This window comes from Burkholderia sp. KBS0801 (assembly GCF_005937855.2).
Classification (GTDB): domain Bacteria; phylum Pseudomonadota; class Gammaproteobacteria; order Burkholderiales; family Burkholderiaceae; genus Burkholderia; species Burkholderia ambifaria.
On record NZ_CP042177.1, the window covers coordinates 1,290,495 to 1,308,670 of the forward strand.

The window sequence follows — 18,176 nt, forward strand, 5'->3', positions numbered from 1 at the left end:
AACCGAAGAACGGGAGATTCGCATCATGTTCGGCCACGCACTCGGCATCACGGATATCTGGACCTACGTGTTCGGCGTGATCTTCATCATCCTGCTGCCGGGGCCGAACTCGATGTACGTGCTGTCGCTCGCCGCGCAGCGCGGCGTGAAGGCCGGCTATCGCGCGGCCTGCGGCGTGTTCGTCGGCGATACGGTGCTGATGGTGCTGTCCGCCGCGGGCGTCGCGTCGCTGCTGAAGGCGAATCCGCTGCTGTTCTCCGTCGTCAAGTACGGCGGCGCAGCGTATCTGCTGTACATCGGCGCCGGGATGCTGCGCGGCGCGTGGCGCAAGCTGCGCGCACGCGCCGATGCGCCGGCCGACGCGCCGCTCGGGGTCGACGGCGAGCGGTCTTTCGACCAGCCGTTCCGCAAGGCGCTGATCGTGAGCCTCCTGAATCCAAAGGCGATCCTGTTCTTCATCTCGTTCTTCATCCAGTTCGTCGACCCGGCATTCCCGCATCCCGCGCTGTCGTTCGTCGTGCTCGGGGCGATCGCGCAATGCGCGAGCTTCCTGTACCTGAGCACGCTGATCTTCGCGGGCGCGCGGCTCGCCGAGCATTTCCGCCGCCGCCGCAAGCTCGCGGCGGGCGCGGCGAGCAGCGTGGGCGGCCTGTTCATCGGTTTCTCGGTGAAGCTCGCGCTCGCCACCATGAGTTGAGCGCAGCCGGCCGACCCGCGACAACGCCACGACAAAGATTACTTACTGAATTCACAAGCCATGCCAAAACGCACAGACATCAAAAGCATCCTCATCATCGGCGCCGGCCCGATCATCATCGGCCAGGCTTGCGAGTTCGACTATTCGGGCGCGCAGGCTTGCAAGGCGCTGCGTGAAGAGGGCTACAAGGTCGTCCTCGTGAACAGCAACCCGGCGACGATCATGACCGACCCGAACACGGCCGACGTCACGTACATCGAGCCGATCACGTGGGAAGTCGTCGCGCGCATCATCGAGAAGGAGCGCCCGGACGCGATCCTGCCGACGATGGGCGGCCAGACCGCGCTGAACTGCGCGCTCGACCTGCATCACCACGGCGTGCTCGAGAAATTCGGCGTCGAGCTGATCGGCGCGTCGCCGGAAGCGATCGACAAGGCGGAAGACCGCCAGAAGTTCAAGGACGCGATGACCAAGATCGGTCTCGGCTCCGCGAAGTCGGGCATCGCGCACTCGATGGAAGAAGCGACCCAGGTGCACGCCGAGATCATGGCGTACACCGGCGGCAGCGGCTATCCGGTCGTGATCCGTCCGTCGTTCACGCTCGGCGGCTCGGGCGGCGGCATCGCGTACAACCGCGAAGAGTTCGAAGAGATCTGCAAGCGCGGCCTCGACCTGTCGCCCACGCGCGAACTGCTGATCGAGGAGTCGCTGCTCGGCTGGAAGGAATACGAGATGGAAGTCGTGCGCGACCGCGCCGACAACTGCATCATCGTGTGCTCGATCGAAAACCTCGACCCGATGGGCGTGCACACCGGCGACTCGATCACGGTCGCGCCGGCGCAGACGCTCACCGACAAGGAATACCAGATCCTGCGCAACGCATCGCTCGCGGTGCTGCGCGAGATCGGCGTCGACACGGGCGGCTCGAACGTGCAGTTCTCGATCAACCCGAAGGACGGCCGCATGGTCGTCATCGAGATGAACCCGCGCGTGTCGCGTTCGTCGGCGCTCGCGTCGAAGGCGACCGGCTTCCCGATCGCGAAGGTCGCGGCGAAGCTGGCGGTCGGCTACACGCTCGACGAGCTGAAGAACGAAATCACCGGTGGCCAGACGCCGGCGTCGTTCGAGCCGACGATCGACTACGTCGTCACGAAGATTCCGCGTTTCGCGTTCGAGAAGTTCCGTGAAGCCGATTCGCGCCTGACCACGCAGATGAAGTCGGTCGGCGAAGTGATGGCCATCGGCCGCACGTTCCAGGAATCGTTCCAGAAGGCGCTGCGCGGCCTCGAAGTCGGCGTCGACGGTCTCGACGAGAAGTCGACAGACCGCGACGAGATCGCGATCGAGATCCACGAGCCGGGCCCGGATCGCATCTGGTACGTCGGCGATGCATTCCGTATCGGCATGACGGCCGAAGAGATCTTCGCGGAAACCGCGATCGATCCGTGGTTCCTCGCGCAGATCGAGCAGATCATCCTGAAGGAAAAGGCGCTGTCGGGCCGCACGCTCGCGTCGCTGACGTTCGACGAGCTGCGCTTCCTGAAGCAGAGCGGCTTCTCCGACCGACGCCTCGCGAAGCTGCTCGGCGCGACGCCGGAAGACGTCCGCAAGCGCCGCGTGGAACTGAACGTGCGCCCGGTCTACAAGCGCGTCGACACCTGCGCGGCCGAGTTCGCGACGAAAACCGCGTACATGTACTCGACCTACGAGGAAGAGTGCGAGGCGCAGCCGACCACCAACAAGAAGATCATGGTGCTGGGCGGCGGCCCGAACCGGATCGGCCAGGGCATCGAGTTCGACTACTGCTGCGTGCACGCGGCCCTCGCGATGCGCGAGGACGGCTACGAAACGATCATGGTCAACTGCAACCCGGAAACGGTGTCGACCGACTATGACACGTCCGACCGCCTGTACTTCGAGCCGCTGACGCTCGAGGACGTGCTGGAAATCGTCGACAAGGAAAAGCCGGTCGGCGTGATCGTCCAGTACGGCGGCCAGACGCCGCTGAAGCTCGCGCTCGACCTCGAGGCGCATGGCGTGCCGATCGTCGGCACGTCGCCGGACATGATCGACGCGGCCGAAGACCGCGAACGCTTCCAGAAGCTGCTGCAGGACCTCGGCCTGCGCCAGCCGCCGAACCGCACCGCGCGCGCCGAAGAAGAAGCGCTCGCGCTGGCGGCCGAAATCGGCTACCCGCTCGTCGTGCGCCCGTCGTACGTGCTGGGCGGCCGCGCGATGGAAATCGTCCACGAGCCGCGCGACCTCGAGCGCTACATGCGCGAGGCCGTGAAGGTGTCGAACGATTCGCCGGTGCTGCTCGACCGCTTCCTGAACGACGCGATCGAATGCGACGTCGACTGCATCTGCGACGGTGAAGCGGTATTCATCGGCGGCGTGATGGAGCACATCGAGCAGGCGGGCGTCCACTCGGGCGACTCGGCATGCTCGCTGCCGCCGTACTCGCTGTCGAAGGAAACCGTGGCCGAGCTGAAGCGCCAGACGGGTGCGATGGCGAAGGCGTTGAACGTGGTCGGCCTGATGAACGTACAGTTCGCGATCCAGCAGGTACCGCAGGCGGACGGTTCGAAGCAGGACATCATCTACGTGCTCGAAGTGAACCCGCGCGCCTCGCGCACGGTGCCGTACGTGTCGAAGGCGACCAGCCTGCCGCTCGCGAAGATCGCGGCGCGCGCGATGGTCGGCCAGAAGCTCGCGCAGCAGGGCGTGACGAAGGAAGTCGAGCCGCCGTACTTCAGCGTGAAGGAAGCGGTGTTCCCGTTCGTCAAGTTCCCGACCGTCGATCCGGTCCTCGGGCCTGAAATGCGTTCGACCGGCGAAGTGATGGGTGTCGGCCAGACGTTCGGCGAAGCGCTGTTCAAGTCGCAGCTCGCGGCCGGTTCGCGCCTGCCGGAGTCGGGCACGGTGCTGCTGACCGTGATGGACGCCGACAAGCCGAAGGCGGTCGAAGTCGCGCGCATGCTGCACGACCTCGGCTACCCGATCGTCGCGACCAAGGGCACGGCTGCCGCAATCGAAGCGGCCGGCGTGCCGGTGAAGGTCGTCAACAAGGTGAAGGACGGCCGTCCGCACATCGTCGACATGATCAAGAACGGCGAGATCGCACTCGTGTTCACGACGGTCGACGAGACGCGCCAGGCGATCGCCGATTCGCGTTCGATCCGCATGAGCGCGCAGGCGCACAAGGTCACGTACTACACGACGATGTCGGGCGCGCGCGCGGCCGTCGAAGGCTTGCGCTACCTGAAGGATCTGGAAGTCTATGATTTACAAGGTCTTCACGCTCGCCTAAACTAAGCAGTCAGTTTCCTGTCGAAGCAACACGTGCCGCGGTTAAGCGGTGTTTCCGGTTCACCGGAAATGCGCTTAATCGCGGTGATTTTTTTTATAGCCGTTATTATCGATTGAGCCGTTTATGAGCACCATTCCGTTGACAAAGCGTGGCGCAGAGCAACTGCGCGATGAATTGCAGCGCCTCAAGTCCGTCGAGCGGCCGGCCGTGATCAACGCGATCGCGGAGGCCCGCGCACAGGGTGATCTGTCCGAAAACGCCGAATACGACGCAGCGAAGGAAAAGCAGGGCTTCATCGAGGGCCGTATCGCGGAACTCGAATCGAAGCTGTCCGCCGCGCAGGTCATCGACCCCACCGTGCTCGATGCCGAGGGCCGCGTGGTCTTCGCGTCGACGGTCGAACTCGAGGATCTCGAGTCGGGCGACACCGTCAAGTATCAGATCGTCGGCGACGACGAAGCCGATATCGATCACGGCCTGATCTCGGTCAGCTCGCCGATCGCACGCGCGCTGATCGGCAAGTCCGAAGGCGACGTCGCGGCCGTGCAGGCGCCGAGCGGCGTGCGCGAGTACGAAATCATTTCCGTCAGCTACATCTGAAGCCGGGCGACGTGATGCCGCATCGCGTGTTCCGTCTGCTGTCGGCCGTGTGGGTCGGCAGCCTGCTGACGATCGGGTATGCGGTCGCACCCGTGTTGTTCAAGACGCTGGAGCGGATGACGGCCGGTTCGGTCGCCGCCCAGCTGTTTCGCATCGAGGCGATCCTCGGTGTCGTGTGCGGCGTGCTGCTGCTCGCGCTGTCGAATCAGCAGGTGCGGCGCGGCAGCGGCGATTATCGTCGCGTGCGCTGGATCGTCGCGGCGATGGTCGCGTGCGTGCTGGTCGGGTATTTTGCGCTGCAGCCGTTCATGAACGCGCTGCGCGTGGCCGCGATGGAAGCGGGCACCGATATCGCGAACTCGCCTTACGCGAGCCGCTTCGGGATGCTGCACGGCGTCTCGAGCCTGTTCTATCTCGTCGAGAGCGTGCTGGGGCTGATGCTGATCTGGCGTCTGCCGGCGCGCGACGCCTGAACGGCCTGAACAGCCTGAGCGCCGCACGGGCAGGGCACGGGATGCCCCGTGCCGCCCGGCAGGATTACTTGTCCTGGTGCGGCCGCTTCGTGCTCGCCTGACGCTTTTTCGCGCGCTTCACCGTGCCGCCCGCCGTCACGCGCTCGTTGCCGCGCACGACGACCTTGGTCGGCTTCGGGCGACGCACGGGGCTCGCGTTCGGCGACACCTTGACGACCTTGACGGTGCGCGGTGCGCGGCCTTTCCTGTCGTCGCTCGCTTCGGCCGCGCTCGGCAGCGTGCCGGCACGACGGCCGCGGGCCGGGGTTGCCACGGCGGCCTCGGGCTTCCAGATCACCAGCAGCTTGCCGATGTGCTGGATCGGCGCGGCGCTCAGGCGGTCGCAGATCTCGTCGTAAATGGCGACGCGCTCGTCGCGCTCGTCACCGAATACGCGGATCTTGATCAGCTGGTGCGCGGCGAGGTGCACCTTGATTTCCTTCAGCACTGCGTCGGTGAGCCCTTCGGCGCCGATCAGCACGACGGGCTTGAGCGCATGGGCCTGGGAGCGCAGCGCGGAGCGCTCGGCGGGGGAAAGCGAAAGGGCGGGCATGGAAATGTCGAAATCTAGATAAGGGGCGCTGCGTCAGAAGCGAATCGCGGGAAGTTACCGCATCAGCCGCGCGCCGAAACCACGTAAAATCGCGGCTTGGGCCTCGAAAGGGGCCGCAGCCGCGCGAAGAAGACGCGTATTATCCGCCAAAAGCACGGCTTCACGAAGCAAATAGCAGCAATCTCTCTCTCGAATGGCAAAAAACCGCTTCAACCAGCACTGGCTGCACGACCACATCAACGACCCGTACGTCAAAATGGCGCAGCGGGAGGGCTATCGCGCGCGCGCCGCGTACAAGCTGAAGGAAATCGACGAGCAGGACAAGCTGATCCGTCCGGGCCAGGTGATCGTCGACCTCGGCGCGACGCCGGGCAGCTGGAGCCAGTATGCCCGCAACAAGCTCGCGCAGGGCAAGAAGCGCGACACGCAACGCGAAGGCGGCATCGACGGCACGATCATCGCGCTTGACCTGCTGCCGATGGAGCCGATCGCCGACGTCCACTTCATCCAGGGCGATTTCCGCGAGGACGACGTCCTCCGGCAGCTCGAAGATGTTCTCGAAGGTCGCGCGGTGGACCTTGTTATTTCCGACATGGCCCCCAACCTCTCCGGCGTAGCCTCGGCGGACGCAGCACGCATCGAGCATCTGTGCGATCTGGCGCTCGAATTCGCGCAGAACCATCTGAAGCCGGATGGTGCGCTGCTCGTGAAATGCTTTCACGGCAGCGGCTACAGCCAGATCGTCGAGAAGTTCAAGCAGCAGTTTAAGGTGGTCGCGCCCCGCAAGCCGAAGGCGTCGCGCGACAAATCGTCCGAAACATTCATTTTGGGCCGGCAGCTGAAGCAACCGCGGTGAACGCGGAGCGCGGTGCCGCAAACGGGCTCCGGCCCTTGCCAGACAAGCGAAGCGCTATCGCGGCGGTTGTCAATGCTTATGGCAGGGGTGGTCGGACTGGATTAGAATGACCGAGGAGCGCCGCAAGGAAAATGTAGGCGCTCGTCTACGAGTGAAGGAGTGGTGCTTTGAACAACAATATGTTTTCGAAGGCAGCAGTGTGGCTGGTGATCGCACTGGTGCTGTTTACGGTGTTCAAGCAGTTCGACAAGCCCCGCGTCCAGGAAGGTGTGTCCTATTCGCAGTTCATGGACGACGCCAAGAACGGCAAGGTCAAGAACGTCATCGTGCAGGGGCGCAACCTCACCGTCACTCCGTCTGATGGCCAGAAATACCAGATCGTGTCGCCCGGCGACATCTGGATGGTCGGTGACCTGATGAAGTACGGCGTGCAGGTCAGCGGCAAGGCGGACGACGAGCCGAACGCACTGATGTCCGCGCTGTATTACCTCGGGCCGACGATCCTGATCATCGTGTTCTGGTTCTACATGATGAGGCAGATGCAGGGGGGCGGCAAAGGCGGCGCATTCTCGTTCGGGAAATCGCGCGCGCGGCTGATCGACGAGAACAACAACGCGGTCAACTTCTCCGACGTCGCGGGCTGCGACGAAGCGAAGGAAGAAGTGTCCGAGCTCGTCGACTTCCTGCGCGATCCGCAGAAATTCCAGAAGCTGGGCGGGCGCATCCCGCGCGGCGTGCTGCTCGTCGGCCCTCCGGGTACCGGCAAGACGCTGCTCGCCCGTGCGATCGCCGGTGAAGCGAAGGTGCCGTTCTTCAGCATCTCGGGTTCTGATTTCGTCGAAATGTTCGTCGGTGTCGGCGCGGCCCGTGTGCGCGACATGTTCGAGCAGGCGAAGAAGCACGCACCGTGCATCGTGTTCATCGACGAAATCGACGCGGTCGGTCGTCATCGCGGCGCCGGCATGGGCGGCGGCAACGACGAGCGCGAGCAGACGCTGAACCAGATGCTGGTCGAGATGGACGGCTTCGAGGCGAACTCCGGCGTGATCGTGATCGCCGCGACCAACCGTTCCGACGTACTCGACAAGGCGCTGCTGCGTCCGGGGCGTTTCGACCGCCAGGTCTATGTCGGCCTGCCGGACATCCGCGGCCGCGAGCAGATCATGCGCGTGCACCTGCGCAAGGTGCCGATCGCGAACGACGTCGATGCAGCGGTCATCGCGCGCGGCACGCCGGGTTTCTCGGGCGCCGATCTCGCGAACCTCGTGAACGAAGCGGCGCTGTTCGCCGCACGTCGCGGCAAGCGCATCGTCGAGATGCAGGATTTCGAGGACGCGAAGGACAAGATCTTCATGGGTCCGGAGCGCAAGTCGGCGGTGATTCGCGAAGAAGCGAAGCGCGCGACGGCTTACCACGAGTCGGGTCACGCGGTGATCGCGAAGCTGCTGCCGAAGGCCGACCCGGTACACAAGGTCACGATCATCCCGCGCGGCCGCGCGCTGGGCGTCACGTGGCAGCTGCCCGAGCATGACAACGAGACGTACTCGAAGGACTACCTGCTCGATCGCCTGGCGATCCTGTTCGGTGGCCGCGTGGCCGAGGAGCTGTTCCTTAACCTGATCAGCACCGGCGCGTCGGACGACTTCAACAAGGCGACGCAGACGGCACGCGCGATGGTGGCCCGTTTCGGCATGACCGACGCCCTCGGGCCGATGGTCTACGTCGACGACGAGAGCGACAACGGTCCGTTCGGCCGCGGCTTCACGCGCACGATCTCGGAAGCGACGCAGCAGAAGGTCGATGGTGAAATCCGTCGCGTGCTCGACGAACAGTACAACCTTGCGCGCCGCCTGCTCGAAGAGAACCGCGACAAGGTCGAGGCAATGACGGCCGCACTGATGGAGTGGGAAACGATCGACGCCGATCAGATCAACGACATCATGGAAGGGCGTCCGCCGCGCTCGCCGAAGAGCTCGCCGGCTGTCGGCGGCGACTCGTCGGGTGGTGGCACGACCGCCGAAGTGAAGCCGGCCAACGCGCCGGCGCCTGCTTCGCCGGCCTGAGCGCCGCTGTAGCACCGTTCACGGGCTGGTGTGGCTTCACACCGGCCCGTTTTGCATTCATCAACGCCTCCCGCCCGTGTCCGATTCCGCTGTTTCCGCGTTCATCCCCGCGCCGCTCCAGTGCGGCCGTTTCTCGCTGACGTTCGAACGCCCGCTCGTGATGGGCATCCTGAACGCAACCCCCGATTCGTTTTCCGATGGCGGCCGCTTCCTCGCGCGCGACGATGCGTTGCGCCAGGCCGAGCGGATGATCGCCGAAGGCGTCGACCTGATCGACATCGGCGGTGAGTCGACGCGTCCCGGCGCGCCGCCGGTGCCGCTCGACGAGGAACTCGCGCGCGTGATCCCGCTCGTCGAAGCGCTGCGGCCGCTGAACGTGCCGCTGTCGATCGACACCTACAAGCCGGCCGTGATGCGCGCGGCGCTCGCGGCCGGCGCCGACCTGATCAACGACATCTGGGGGTTTCGCCAGCCGGGTGCGATCGACGCGGTGCGCGAGGGCAACAGCGGGCTGTGCGCGATGCACATGCTCGGCGAGCCGCAGACGATGCAGGTCGGCGAGCCCGATTACGGCGACGTCGTGACCGACGTACGCGACTTTCTCGCCGGGCGCGCGCAGGCGCTGCGCGACGCGGGCATCGCGCCGGAGCGGATCTGCGTCGATCCGGGCTTCGGCTTCGGCAAGGCGGTGGTCGACGACAACTACGCGCTGCTGGCCGCATTGCCGGACACGGCGCCCGCGCGGCCCGACGGGCGCGCGTATCCGATTCTCGCGGGCATGTCGCGCAAGTCGATGCTCGGCGCGGTGATCGGCGGCAAGCCGCCGACGGAACGCGTCGCGGCAAGCGTGGCGGCCGCGCTGTGCGCAGTCGGGCGCGGCGCCGCGATCGTGCGTGTGCACGACGTCGCGGCGACGGTCGACGCGCTGAAGGTCTGGAACGCCGTGCGCGAAGCCGCGCGGCAACGATAAGTCAGAATTCAGAAAGACGAAGGAGGAAGATTCGCCATGGGACGTCGATATTTCGGCACGGACGGCATTCGCGGCACGGTAGGCGAGGCGCCCATCACGCCTGATTTCGTGTTGCGTCTCGGCTATGCGGCCGGCAAGGTACTGGCCGGCACGGCCGACGTCGCGGCCGGTGCGCGTCCGACGGTGCTGATCGGCAAGGACACGCGCGTGTCGGGCTACATGCTCGAGGCCGCACTCGAGGCCGGGTTCTCGGCGGCCGGCGTCGACGTGATGCTGGCCGGCCCGATGCCGACGCCGGGCGTCGCATACCTGACGCGCGCGCTGCGCCTGTCGGCCGGCGTCGTGATCAGCGCATCGCACAACCCGTATCAGGACAACGGCATCAAGTTCTTCTCCGCGGACGGCAACAAGCTGCCCGACGATACCGAAGCCGCGATCGAAGCGTGGCTCGACAAGCCGCTCGAATGCGCATCGTCGGACCGGCTAGGCAAGGCGCGCCGCCTGGAGGACGCCGCCGGCCGCTACATCGAGTTCTGCAAGAGCACGTTCCCGGCCGCGTACGATCTGCGCGGGCTGAAGCTCGTGATCGATTGCGCGCACGGCGCCGCGTACCAGATCGCGCCGCACGTGTTCCACGAACTCGGCGCGGACGTGATCCCGATCGGCGTCGCGCCGAACGGCTTCAACATCAACGATGGCGTCGGCGCGACGGCGCCCGACGCGCTCGTGCGCGCGGTGCGTGCGAACCATGCGGATCTCGGCATCGCGCTCGACGGCGATGCGGACCGCCTGCAGGTCGTCGATTCGACGGGCCGGCTGTACAACGGCGACGAGCTGCTCTACGTGCTCGTGAAGGACCGCATCGCGACGGCCGGCAAGGTCGACGGCGCGGTGGGCACGCTGATGACGAACCTCGCGGTCGAGGTCGCGTTGCAGCGCGAGGGCGTGCCGTTCGTGCGCGCGGCGGTCGGCGACCGCTACGTGCTCGAGCAGTTGCGCGAACGCGGCTGGCAGCTCGGCGCGGAAGGCTCGGGCCACATCCTGTCGCTCGACCGCCATTCGACCGGCGACGGCATCGTGTCGGCGCTGCTCGTGCTCGCCGCGCTCAAGCGCAGCGACCGCACGCTCGCGCAGATGCTGGACGGCGTCACGCTGTTCCCGCAGAAGCTGATCAACGTGCGGATGAAGCCGGGCGCGGACTGGAAGGGCAGCGCGTCGATTCGCGCGGCGATCGACGCGGCCGAAGGCGCGCTCGCCGGCAGCGGCCGCGTGCTGATCCGCGCGTCGGGCACCGAGCCCGTGCTGCGCGTGATGGTGGAGGCGCAGCAGGCGGCCGACGCGACCCGCCACGCGGAAGCGATCGCCGACGCGGTGCGGATCGCGACGAGCTGAGCCGAACCTGCGACAGCGCGCGACGCTCCGGGCGAGCGCGCGCTGCCGCTGCGATGAATCGACCTGCGGCGCCTTCGGGTGCCGCAATTCATCAGACGCAAAGGTTTGCGCTATTAAATAGAAGGGGCTTCGGCGCGGATTTCATCTGACAGAAGAAATCATCCGACCCTGAGCAGAAGCGACGTGCAGAGCAGGGCATGGCCCGCCTGTTTTTCGCCGCGCGACATGATCGCCCGCACACTCGTCCGAAGGGTGTCCACACCGTCCTTGCCGGACCGGCAATTCTTGCCGCCGTCCCCGCCGCGCGTGGCCTCCGCGGCCCATCGCACCACCCCGACTACACCCTTTCAACCAGTCATGTTACTGTCACGCCAGTTTCATCGTTTGTCACATTATCGTCATGAGGAGCCCCTAACCTTCGCGGTGCCGTAGTCATCCGCTCACACACTGGAGGTCTCATGAAATTGATGCAAACCGCGATTGCCGGCCTGGCTGGCGCGCTTTTCGCCGTTGCCGCGCACGCTGCCGACATCACGGGCGCAGGTAGCACGTTCGCCATGCCGATCTATACGAAATGGGCTGCCGACTACCAGCAGTCCGGCGGCGCGAAGGTGAACTACCAGGGTATCGGTTCGTCGGGCGGCCTGAAGCAGATCAATGCGAAGACGGTCGATTTTGCCGGTTCGGACGCTCCGCTGAAGGATGAAGAGCTCGCGAAGGAAGGCCTGTTCCAGTTCCCGACGGTGGTCGGCGGCGTGGTGCCGGTCGTCAACGTGCCGGGCGTTAAGGCCGGCGAACTGACGCTGTCGGGCCCGGTGCTCGGCGACATCTACCTCGGCAAGATCAAGAAGTGGAACGATCCGGCGATCGTTGCACTGAACCCGAAGGTCAAGCTGCCGGACACGGACATCGCGGTCGTTCGCCGCGCTGACGGCTCGGGCACGAGCTTCATCTGGACGAACTACCTGTCCAAGGTGAACGACGAGTGGAAGTCGAAGGTCGGCGAAGGCACGACGGTCAACTGGCCGACGGGCACGGGCGGCAAGGGCAACGACGGCGTCGCGGCCTTCGTGCAGCGCCTGCCGGGCGCGGTCGGCTACGTCGAGTGGGCGTACGCAAAGAAGAACAACATGGTCTACACCGCGCTGAAGAATTCGACGGGCACGGTGGTCGAGCCGAAGACGGAAACGTTCAAGGCCGCCGCGGCCGGCGCGAACTGGTCGAAGTCGTTCTACCAGATCCTGACGAACCAGCCGGGCAAGGATGCATGGCCGGTCGTCGGCGCGACGTTCGTGCTGCTGCACGCGAAGCAGGACAAGCCGGAGCAGGGCGCCGAAACGCTGAAGTTCTTCAGCTGGGCGTTCAAGAACGGCGAGAAGGCGGCCGACAGCCTGGACTACATCTCGCTGCCGCCGGCAGTCGAGGCGGAAATCCGCAAGCAGTGGAAGACGAAGGTCACGGACGCATCGGGCAAGCCGGTCGCCGCGGAGTAAGCATTGCAGCGGTTCACTGCCCGGCCGTGCCGGTCGGGCAGTGTGTGCGGTAAGGCCGGGCGTCACGGCGCCCGGCGATCCAGAACAGGCACCCATGTCTGAAATTTCCTACACGTCCTCCCGGTCCCCCGACGCCGCGTCGCAACGCGCGCCGAGCCGCCTCGGCGACGTTCTGTTCGGCGGCCTCGCATGGCTTGCCGCGATCGTGACCCTGCTGTTGCTGGGCGGGATCATCGTTTCCCTGATCATTGCGTCGATGCCGACCATCCAGAAGTTCGGCCTCGGCTTCCTGTTCCAATCCGAGTGGGATCCGAACTCGGATATCTACGGCGCGCTCGTGCCGATCTACGGCACGCTCGTGACGTCGATCATCGCGCTCGTGATCGCGGTGCCGGTCAGCTTCGGCATCGCGCTGTTCCTCACCGAGCTGTCGCCCGTGTGGCTGCGCCGCCCGCTCGGCATCGCGATCGAGCTGCTCGCCGCGATTCCGTCGATCGTGTACGGCATGTGGGGCCTGCTCGTGTTCGCGCCGATCTTCGCCGAATACTTCCAGAAGCCGATCGGCCGCATCTTCAAGGACGTGTGGGTGGTCGGTCCGCTGACGTCCGGCGCGCCGATCGGCATCGGCATCCTCGCGGCCGGCGTGATCCTCGCGATCATGATCATCCCGTACATCGCGTCGGTGATGCGCGACGTGTTCGAAGTCACGCCCGTGCTGCTGAAGGAATCGGCGTACGGGATCGGCTGCACGACATGGGAAGTGATGTGGAAGGTCGTGCTGCCCTATACGAAGACCGGCGTGATCGGCGGCGTGATGCTCGGCCTCGGCCGCGCGCTCGGCGAAACGATGGCCGTGACCTTCGTGATCGGCAACACGAACCTGCTCGACAGCGTGTCGCTGTTCGCGCCGGGCAACAGCATCACGTCGGCGCTCGCGAACGAATTCGCGGAAGCGCAACCGGGCCTGCATACGTCCGCGCTGATGGAACTGGGCCTGATCCTGTTCGTGATCACGTTCATCGTGCTGTCCGTCTCCAAACTGCTGCTGCTTCGTCTCGAGAAGGGAGAGGGCAAGAAATGAGCGAGCCCATCATGAATTTCCCCGGGCCGAACGGCGCCGCGCTCGACGCGATGCGCAACCGGCTGCAACGCAGGCGCAAGGTTACCAACGCGATCGCGCTCACCGCGTCGCTCGGCGCGATGGCATTCGGCCTGCTGTGGCTCGTGTGGATTCTCTACACGACCGTGCACCTCGGCGTCGGCGGCCTGTCGCTGCAGTTGTTCACCGAGTCGACGCCGGCACCGAACACGGAAGGCGGCGGTCTGGCGAACGCGATCGTCGGCAGCCTGCTGCTGTGCGGTTTCGGTACGCTGGTCGGCACGCCGATCGGCATCCTCGCGGGCGTCTATCTCGCCGAATACGGCCAGAAGAACCTGCTGGCGAGCACGATCCGCTTCATCAACGACATCCTGCTGTCGGCGCCGTCGATCGTCATCGGCCTGTTCGTGTACGCGATCGTCGTCGCGAAGTCGGGACGCTTCTCGGGCTGGGCCGGCGTGATTGCGCTCGCGCTGCTGCAGATTCCGATCGTGATCCGCACGACCGAGAACATGCTGAAGCTCGTGCCGAACGCACTGCGTGAAGCGGCCGTCGCGCTCGGCACGCCGAAGTGGCGCATGGTGCTGAAGATCACGCTGCGCGCGTCGGTCGGCGGGATCGTGACGGGCGTGCTGCTCGCGATCGCGCGGATCGCCGGCGAAACGGCGCCGCTGCTGTTCACGGCGCTGTCGAACCAGTTCTTCTCGTGGGACATGAGCCAGCCGATGGCGAACCTGCCCGTCACGATCTACAAGTTCGCGATGAGCCCGTTCGCCGAATGGCAGTCGCTTGCATGGGCGGGCGTGTTTCTGATTACGCTTGGGGTGCTCGGACTCAACGTCCTGGCGCGCTCGATCTTCTCGAAAAAGTAACGGCGGAGCGATCCGATGAATATGGCAGAAAGCCACCTGAATTCCGTCGAGCGCACCGCTGCGCCCGCCGGCACGCACGACGCGGTGCATGGCAGCCCGCTTGCGCCGCTGAACGCGAAGATCGAGGTCAACGACCTCAACTTTTTCTACAACAAGTTCCACGCGCTGAAGAACATCAACCTGCGCATTCCCGAAGGGAAGGTGACGGCGTTCATCGGCCCGTCGGGCTGCGGCAAGTCGACGCTCCTGCGCACGTTCAACAAGATGTACGCGCTCTATCCGGAGCAGCGCGCCGAAGGCGAAATCCTGATGGACGGCGAGAACCTGCTGACCACCAAGCGCGACATCTCGCTGCTGCGCGCGCGCATCGGCATGGTGTTCCAGAAGCCGACTCCGTTCCCGATGTCGATCTACGACAACATCGCGTTCGGCGTGAAGATGTTCGAAAAGCTCACGCGCTCGGAGATGGACGACCGCGTCGAGTGGGCGCTGTCGAAGGCCGCGCTGTGGAACGAAGTGAAGGACAAGCTGAACCAGAGCGGTTACGGGTTGTCCGGCGGCCAGCAGCAGCGACTGTGCATCGCGCGCGGCATCGCGATCCGTCCGGAAGTGCTGCTGCTCGACGAGCCGTGCTCGGCGCTCGACCCGATCTCGACCGGCCGCATCGAGGAGCTGATCGCGGAGCTGAAGAGCGACTACACGGTCGTGATCGTCACGCACAACATGCAGCAGGCCGCGCGCTGCTCGGACTTCACGGCCTACATGTACCTGGGCGAGCTGATCGAATTCGGCGAAACCGAAAAGATCTTCATCAAGCCGGTGCGCAAGGAAACGGAAGACTACATCACTGGCCGTTTCGGCTGATGACGGAGAACAACAACCATGTCGGATAAACATCTGTCGAGCCAGTTCGACGCGGACCTGAATGCCGTGTCGTCGAAAGTGCTGGAAATGGGCGGACTCGTCGAGTCGCAGATCGTCGGCGCGATGCATGCGCTGAACGAATTCGACCGCGACGCGGCCGAGAAGGTGATCACGGCCGAGGAAACGCTGAACGCGATGGAAGTCGACATCGACCAGGAGTGCGGCAACATCATCGCGCGGAGGCAGCCTGCCGCGCGCGACCTGCGCCTTCTGATGTCGATTTCGAAAACGATTACGAACCTCGAGCGCGCCGGCGACGAGGCCGAGAAGATCGCGAAGCGCGTGCGCCGCCTGGTCGACGAACCGGCCGCGCGCACGGTGAACATCGCCGAGATCAAGGTGTCGGGCGAGATGGCCGTGACGATCCTGCGCCGCGCGCTCGACGCATTCGCGCGCCTCGATACCGTGGCCGCCGCGCAGATCGTCAAGGACGACAAGGAAATCGACCTTGAATTCCGCGCGTTCGTGCGCAAGCTCGTGTCGTACATGCAGGAAGATCCGCGCACGATCTCGGTCGGCCTCGAATACCTGTTCATCGCGAAGGCGATCGAGCGGATCGGCGACCACGCGAAGAACATCGCGGAGTTCATCATCTACATCGTGAAGGGCACGGACGTGCGGCATCAGCCGCGCGACACGCTCGAGCGCGAAGCCAACAGTTAACACCACGCACAGGAAGAACAGAGGTGCCGATGCCCAGCAACATTCTCGTCGTTGAAGATGAGCCCGCGATTTCCGAACTGATCTCGGTGAATCTCCAGCATGCCGGTCACTGCCCGATCCGCGCGTACAACGCGGAGCAGGCGCAGAACCTGATCAGCGATGTACTGCCCGATCTCGTGCTGCTCGACTGGATGCTGCCGGGCAAGTCCGGCATCGCGTTCGCGCGCGACCTGCGCAACAACGAACGGACCAAGCACATCCCGATCATCATGCTGACCGCGCGTGGCGACGAGCAGGACAAGGTGCTCGGCCTCGAAATCGGTGCGGACGACTACGTGACCAAGCCGTTCTCGCCGAAGGAACTGATGGCGCGCATCAAGGCCGTGCTGCGCCGCCGCGCGCCGCAGCTGACCGAGGACGTCGTGTCGATCAACGGGCTGCGCCTCGATCCGGCCACGCATCGCGTCGCCGCGCACGGCGACGGCAGCGAGATCAAGCTCGATCTCGGCCCGACCGAATTCCGCCTGCTGCATTTCTTCATGACGCATCCGGAGCGCGTGCACAGCCGCACGCAACTGCTCGACCAGGTGTGGGGCGATCACGTGTTCGTCGAGGAGCGCACCGTCGACGTGCACATCAAACGATTGCGCGCGGCCTTGAAACCGGCCGGCTGCGATGCGATGATCGAGACCGTGCGCGGTAGCGGCTACCGGCTCGCCAAGCACGCGTAACGTATTCGCGCATGCCGTGTGCCACGGCATGCCGTTCATTCTTTCGGGCGCTGAATCATGAACATCATCTGGGCGCGCTTTCTCGTGTCGCTCGTGCTGCTCGTGCTGATCAGCGTATTGGTCGGCGTGTTCGCCGGCCCGACCGCGGCCTGCGCGTTCGCGGCCGTGATGCTGGTCGCGCAGGGCTTCTTCAGTACCTTCCATACGCAACGCCTGTGGCGTCTGCTCGATGCGCCCGTCTATGGCGAGGTGCCGAGCGCACCGGGCATCTGGGGTGAAATCTATTACCGGCTGCACAAGCTCGCGAAGCAGTGGCATGCGCAGGTGCGCCAGGTCGAGCAGCAGCATTCGCGGTTCATCCAGGCGATCCAGGCGTCGCCGAACGGCGTCGCGATGCTCGACGACCACGACCAGATCGAGTGGTGCAACGCGATCGCCGAGGTGCATTTCGGCCTCGATGCGAAACGTGACCTGCGCCAGCACATCACGAACCTCGTGCGTCATCCGGAATTCGTCCGCTACCTGAACGCGCAGCACTACGATGAAACGCTCGTGATGCGCGGGATGGGCGACTCGCGGCAGAACGTGCTGGAGGTGCAGGTATTTCCGTACGGCGAGAACCGCAAGCTGCTGCTCACGCAGGACATCACGGAGCTCGAGCGGACCGATGCGATGCGCCGCGACTTCGTCGCGAACGTGTCGCACGAACTGAAGACGCCGCTCACCGTGCTGTCGGGTTTTCTCGAGACGATGCGCGAGCTGCCGCTGAACGAGGAAGATCGCGCGCGCTATCTCGAGATGATGGAGCAGCAGGCGTCGCGGATGCGGCACATCGTCACCGACCTGCTGGTGCTCGCGAAGCTCGAGGGCGAAAGCAGGCCGCCGGTGGATCACGCGATCGACATGCGCGCCGTGTTCGACCATCTGAAGGAGGATGCGCAGACGCTGTCGAACGGGCATCACGAGATCGCGTTCGCGATCGACGAGACGCTCGGCGTCACGGGCGCGCAGACCGAAGTGTTCAGCGCGTTCGCGAATCTCGTCACCAACGCGATCCGCTATACGCCGGACGGCGGCAAGATATTCGTGTCGTGGCGGCGCGAGGGCGCGCAGGGCGTGTTTTCCGTCACCGACAGTGGCTTCGGCATTCCGGCCGCCGACCTGCCGCGGCTGACGGAGCGCTTCTATCGCGTCGATCGCAGCCGTTCGCGCGATACGGGCGGCACGGGGCTCGGCCTCGCGATCGTCAAGCACGTGCTGCAGCGGCACGACTCGCACCTGTACGTGCAGAGCGAGGAAGGGCGCGGCAGCACGTTCACTGCGCGCTTCCCGGCGTCGCGGATCATCGCGATCCGGCCGGCGGCGTTCGAAGCTTGAGCGCGTGATCGTCTGATACGGTTCGTGCGCATCGCATCCGCGCACGACCGAAAACGAAAAAGGC

General features: G+C 65.2%; 16 protein-coding genes. 15 read left to right on the top strand and 1 reads right to left on the bottom strand.

All coding sequences use genetic code 11. The features are described from left to right. Positions 1-25: 25 nt before the first annotated feature. From leuE to FFI87_RS06335, 4 genes are all read left to right on the top strand, one after another. Entirely contained in the window at positions 26-697 is a 672-nt protein-coding gene (gene leuE / locus FFI87_RS06320; protein WP_138847954.1) for a leucine efflux protein LeuE, read from the top strand. A 60-nt stretch (positions 698-757) separates the two neighbouring features. Next, positions 758-4,012: a carbamoyl-phosphate synthase large subunit gene (carB, locus tag FFI87_RS06325; RefSeq protein WP_012363549.1), complete on the top strand. Its 3,255-nt coding sequence runs from the start codon at positions 758-760 to the stop codon at positions 4,010-4,012. A gap of 118 nt (positions 4,013-4,130) precedes the next feature. Continuing rightward, positions 4,131-4,607: a transcription elongation factor GreA gene (gene greA / locus FFI87_RS06330; RefSeq protein WP_006758682.1), complete on the top strand. Its 477-nt coding sequence runs from the start codon at positions 4,131-4,133 to the stop codon at positions 4,605-4,607. A gap of 14 nt (positions 4,608-4,621) precedes the next feature. Beyond that, positions 4,622-5,080 (top strand): DUF4149 domain-containing protein, encoded by a 459-nt coding sequence (locus FFI87_RS06335; RefSeq protein WP_059523468.1) that lies wholly within the window; start codon positions 4,622-4,624, stop codon positions 5,078-5,080. Positions 5,081-5,144: 64 nt separating this feature from the next. On the opposite strand, the gene FFI87_RS06340 is transcribed toward FFI87_RS06335, so the two are convergent. Next, positions 5,145-5,672, bottom strand: a complete 528-nt coding sequence (locus FFI87_RS06340; protein ID WP_012363551.1) for a YhbY family RNA-binding protein — start codon at positions 5,670-5,672, stop codon at positions 5,145-5,147. Positions 5,673-5,865: 193 nt separating this feature from the next. Here FFI87_RS06340 and FFI87_RS06345 point away from each other — a divergent pair, with 193 nt between their 5' ends. The 11 genes from FFI87_RS06345 (at position 5,866) to phoR (ending at position 18,112) form a co-directional block, all read left to right on the top strand. Further along, positions 5,866-6,528 (top strand): RlmE family RNA methyltransferase, encoded by a 663-nt coding sequence (locus FFI87_RS06345; RefSeq protein ID WP_012363552.1) that lies wholly within the window; start codon positions 5,866-5,868, stop codon positions 6,526-6,528. A gap of 167 nt (positions 6,529-6,695) precedes the next feature. Beyond that, positions 6,696-8,591 carry an ATP-dependent zinc metalloprotease FtsH gene (gene ftsH, locus FFI87_RS06350; protein WP_011656500.1) on the top strand — a complete coding sequence of 632 codons (1,896 nt, stop codon included), beginning with the start codon at positions 6,696-6,698 and terminating at the stop codon, positions 8,589-8,591. Positions 8,592-8,619: 28 nt separating this feature from the next. Then, entirely contained in the window at positions 8,620-9,561 is a 942-nt protein-coding gene (gene folP / locus FFI87_RS06355) for a dihydropteroate synthase (protein ID WP_175756112.1), read from the top strand. A gap of 36 nt (positions 9,562-9,597) precedes the next feature. After that, positions 9,598-10,953 carry a phosphoglucosamine mutase gene (gene glmM / locus FFI87_RS06360; RefSeq protein WP_138847952.1) on the top strand — a complete coding sequence of 452 codons (1,356 nt, stop codon included), beginning with the start codon at positions 9,598-9,600 and terminating at the stop codon, positions 10,951-10,953. Positions 10,954-11,411: 458 nt separating this feature from the next. Beyond that, positions 11,412-12,446, top strand: coding sequence for a phosphate ABC transporter substrate-binding protein PstS (gene pstS / locus FFI87_RS06370; protein WP_105833742.1), 1,035 nt, complete (start codon positions 11,412-11,414; stop codon positions 12,444-12,446). Between the two features lie 94 nt (positions 12,447-12,540). Next, the gene (gene pstC, locus FFI87_RS06375) at positions 12,541-13,527 is read left to right on the top strand and encodes a phosphate ABC transporter permease PstC (protein WP_012363556.1); all 987 of its coding nucleotides are present in this window, start codon (positions 12,541-12,543) and stop codon (positions 13,525-13,527) included. Continuing rightward, positions 13,524-14,417: a phosphate ABC transporter permease PstA gene (gene pstA, locus FFI87_RS06380; protein WP_006750310.1), complete on the top strand. Its 894-nt coding sequence runs from the start codon at positions 13,524-13,526 to the stop codon at positions 14,415-14,417. Before pstC ends, pstA begins: the two co-directional genes overlap by 4 nt. 15 nt (positions 14,418-14,432) lie before the next feature. Continuing rightward, complete coding sequence (gene pstB, locus FFI87_RS06385) at positions 14,433-15,281, top strand: phosphate ABC transporter ATP-binding protein PstB (protein ID WP_011656506.1); 849 nt, start codon at positions 14,433-14,435, stop codon at positions 15,279-15,281. A gap of 18 nt (positions 15,282-15,299) precedes the next feature. Continuing rightward, positions 15,300-16,004: a phosphate signaling complex protein PhoU gene (phoU, locus tag FFI87_RS06390; protein WP_006750312.1), complete on the top strand. Its 705-nt coding sequence runs from the start codon at positions 15,300-15,302 to the stop codon at positions 16,002-16,004. A 29-nt stretch (positions 16,005-16,033) separates the two neighbouring features. Continuing rightward, positions 16,034-16,735 carry a phosphate regulon transcriptional regulator PhoB gene (gene phoB / locus FFI87_RS06395; RefSeq protein WP_006750313.1) on the top strand — a complete coding sequence of 234 codons (702 nt, stop codon included), beginning with the start codon at positions 16,034-16,036 and terminating at the stop codon, positions 16,733-16,735. A gap of 57 nt (positions 16,736-16,792) precedes the next feature. Beyond that, positions 16,793-18,112, top strand: a complete 1,320-nt coding sequence (gene phoR, locus FFI87_RS06400; RefSeq protein ID WP_006750314.1) for a phosphate regulon sensor histidine kinase PhoR — start codon at positions 16,793-16,795, stop codon at positions 18,110-18,112. Positions 18,113-18,176: the final 64 nt, after the last annotated feature.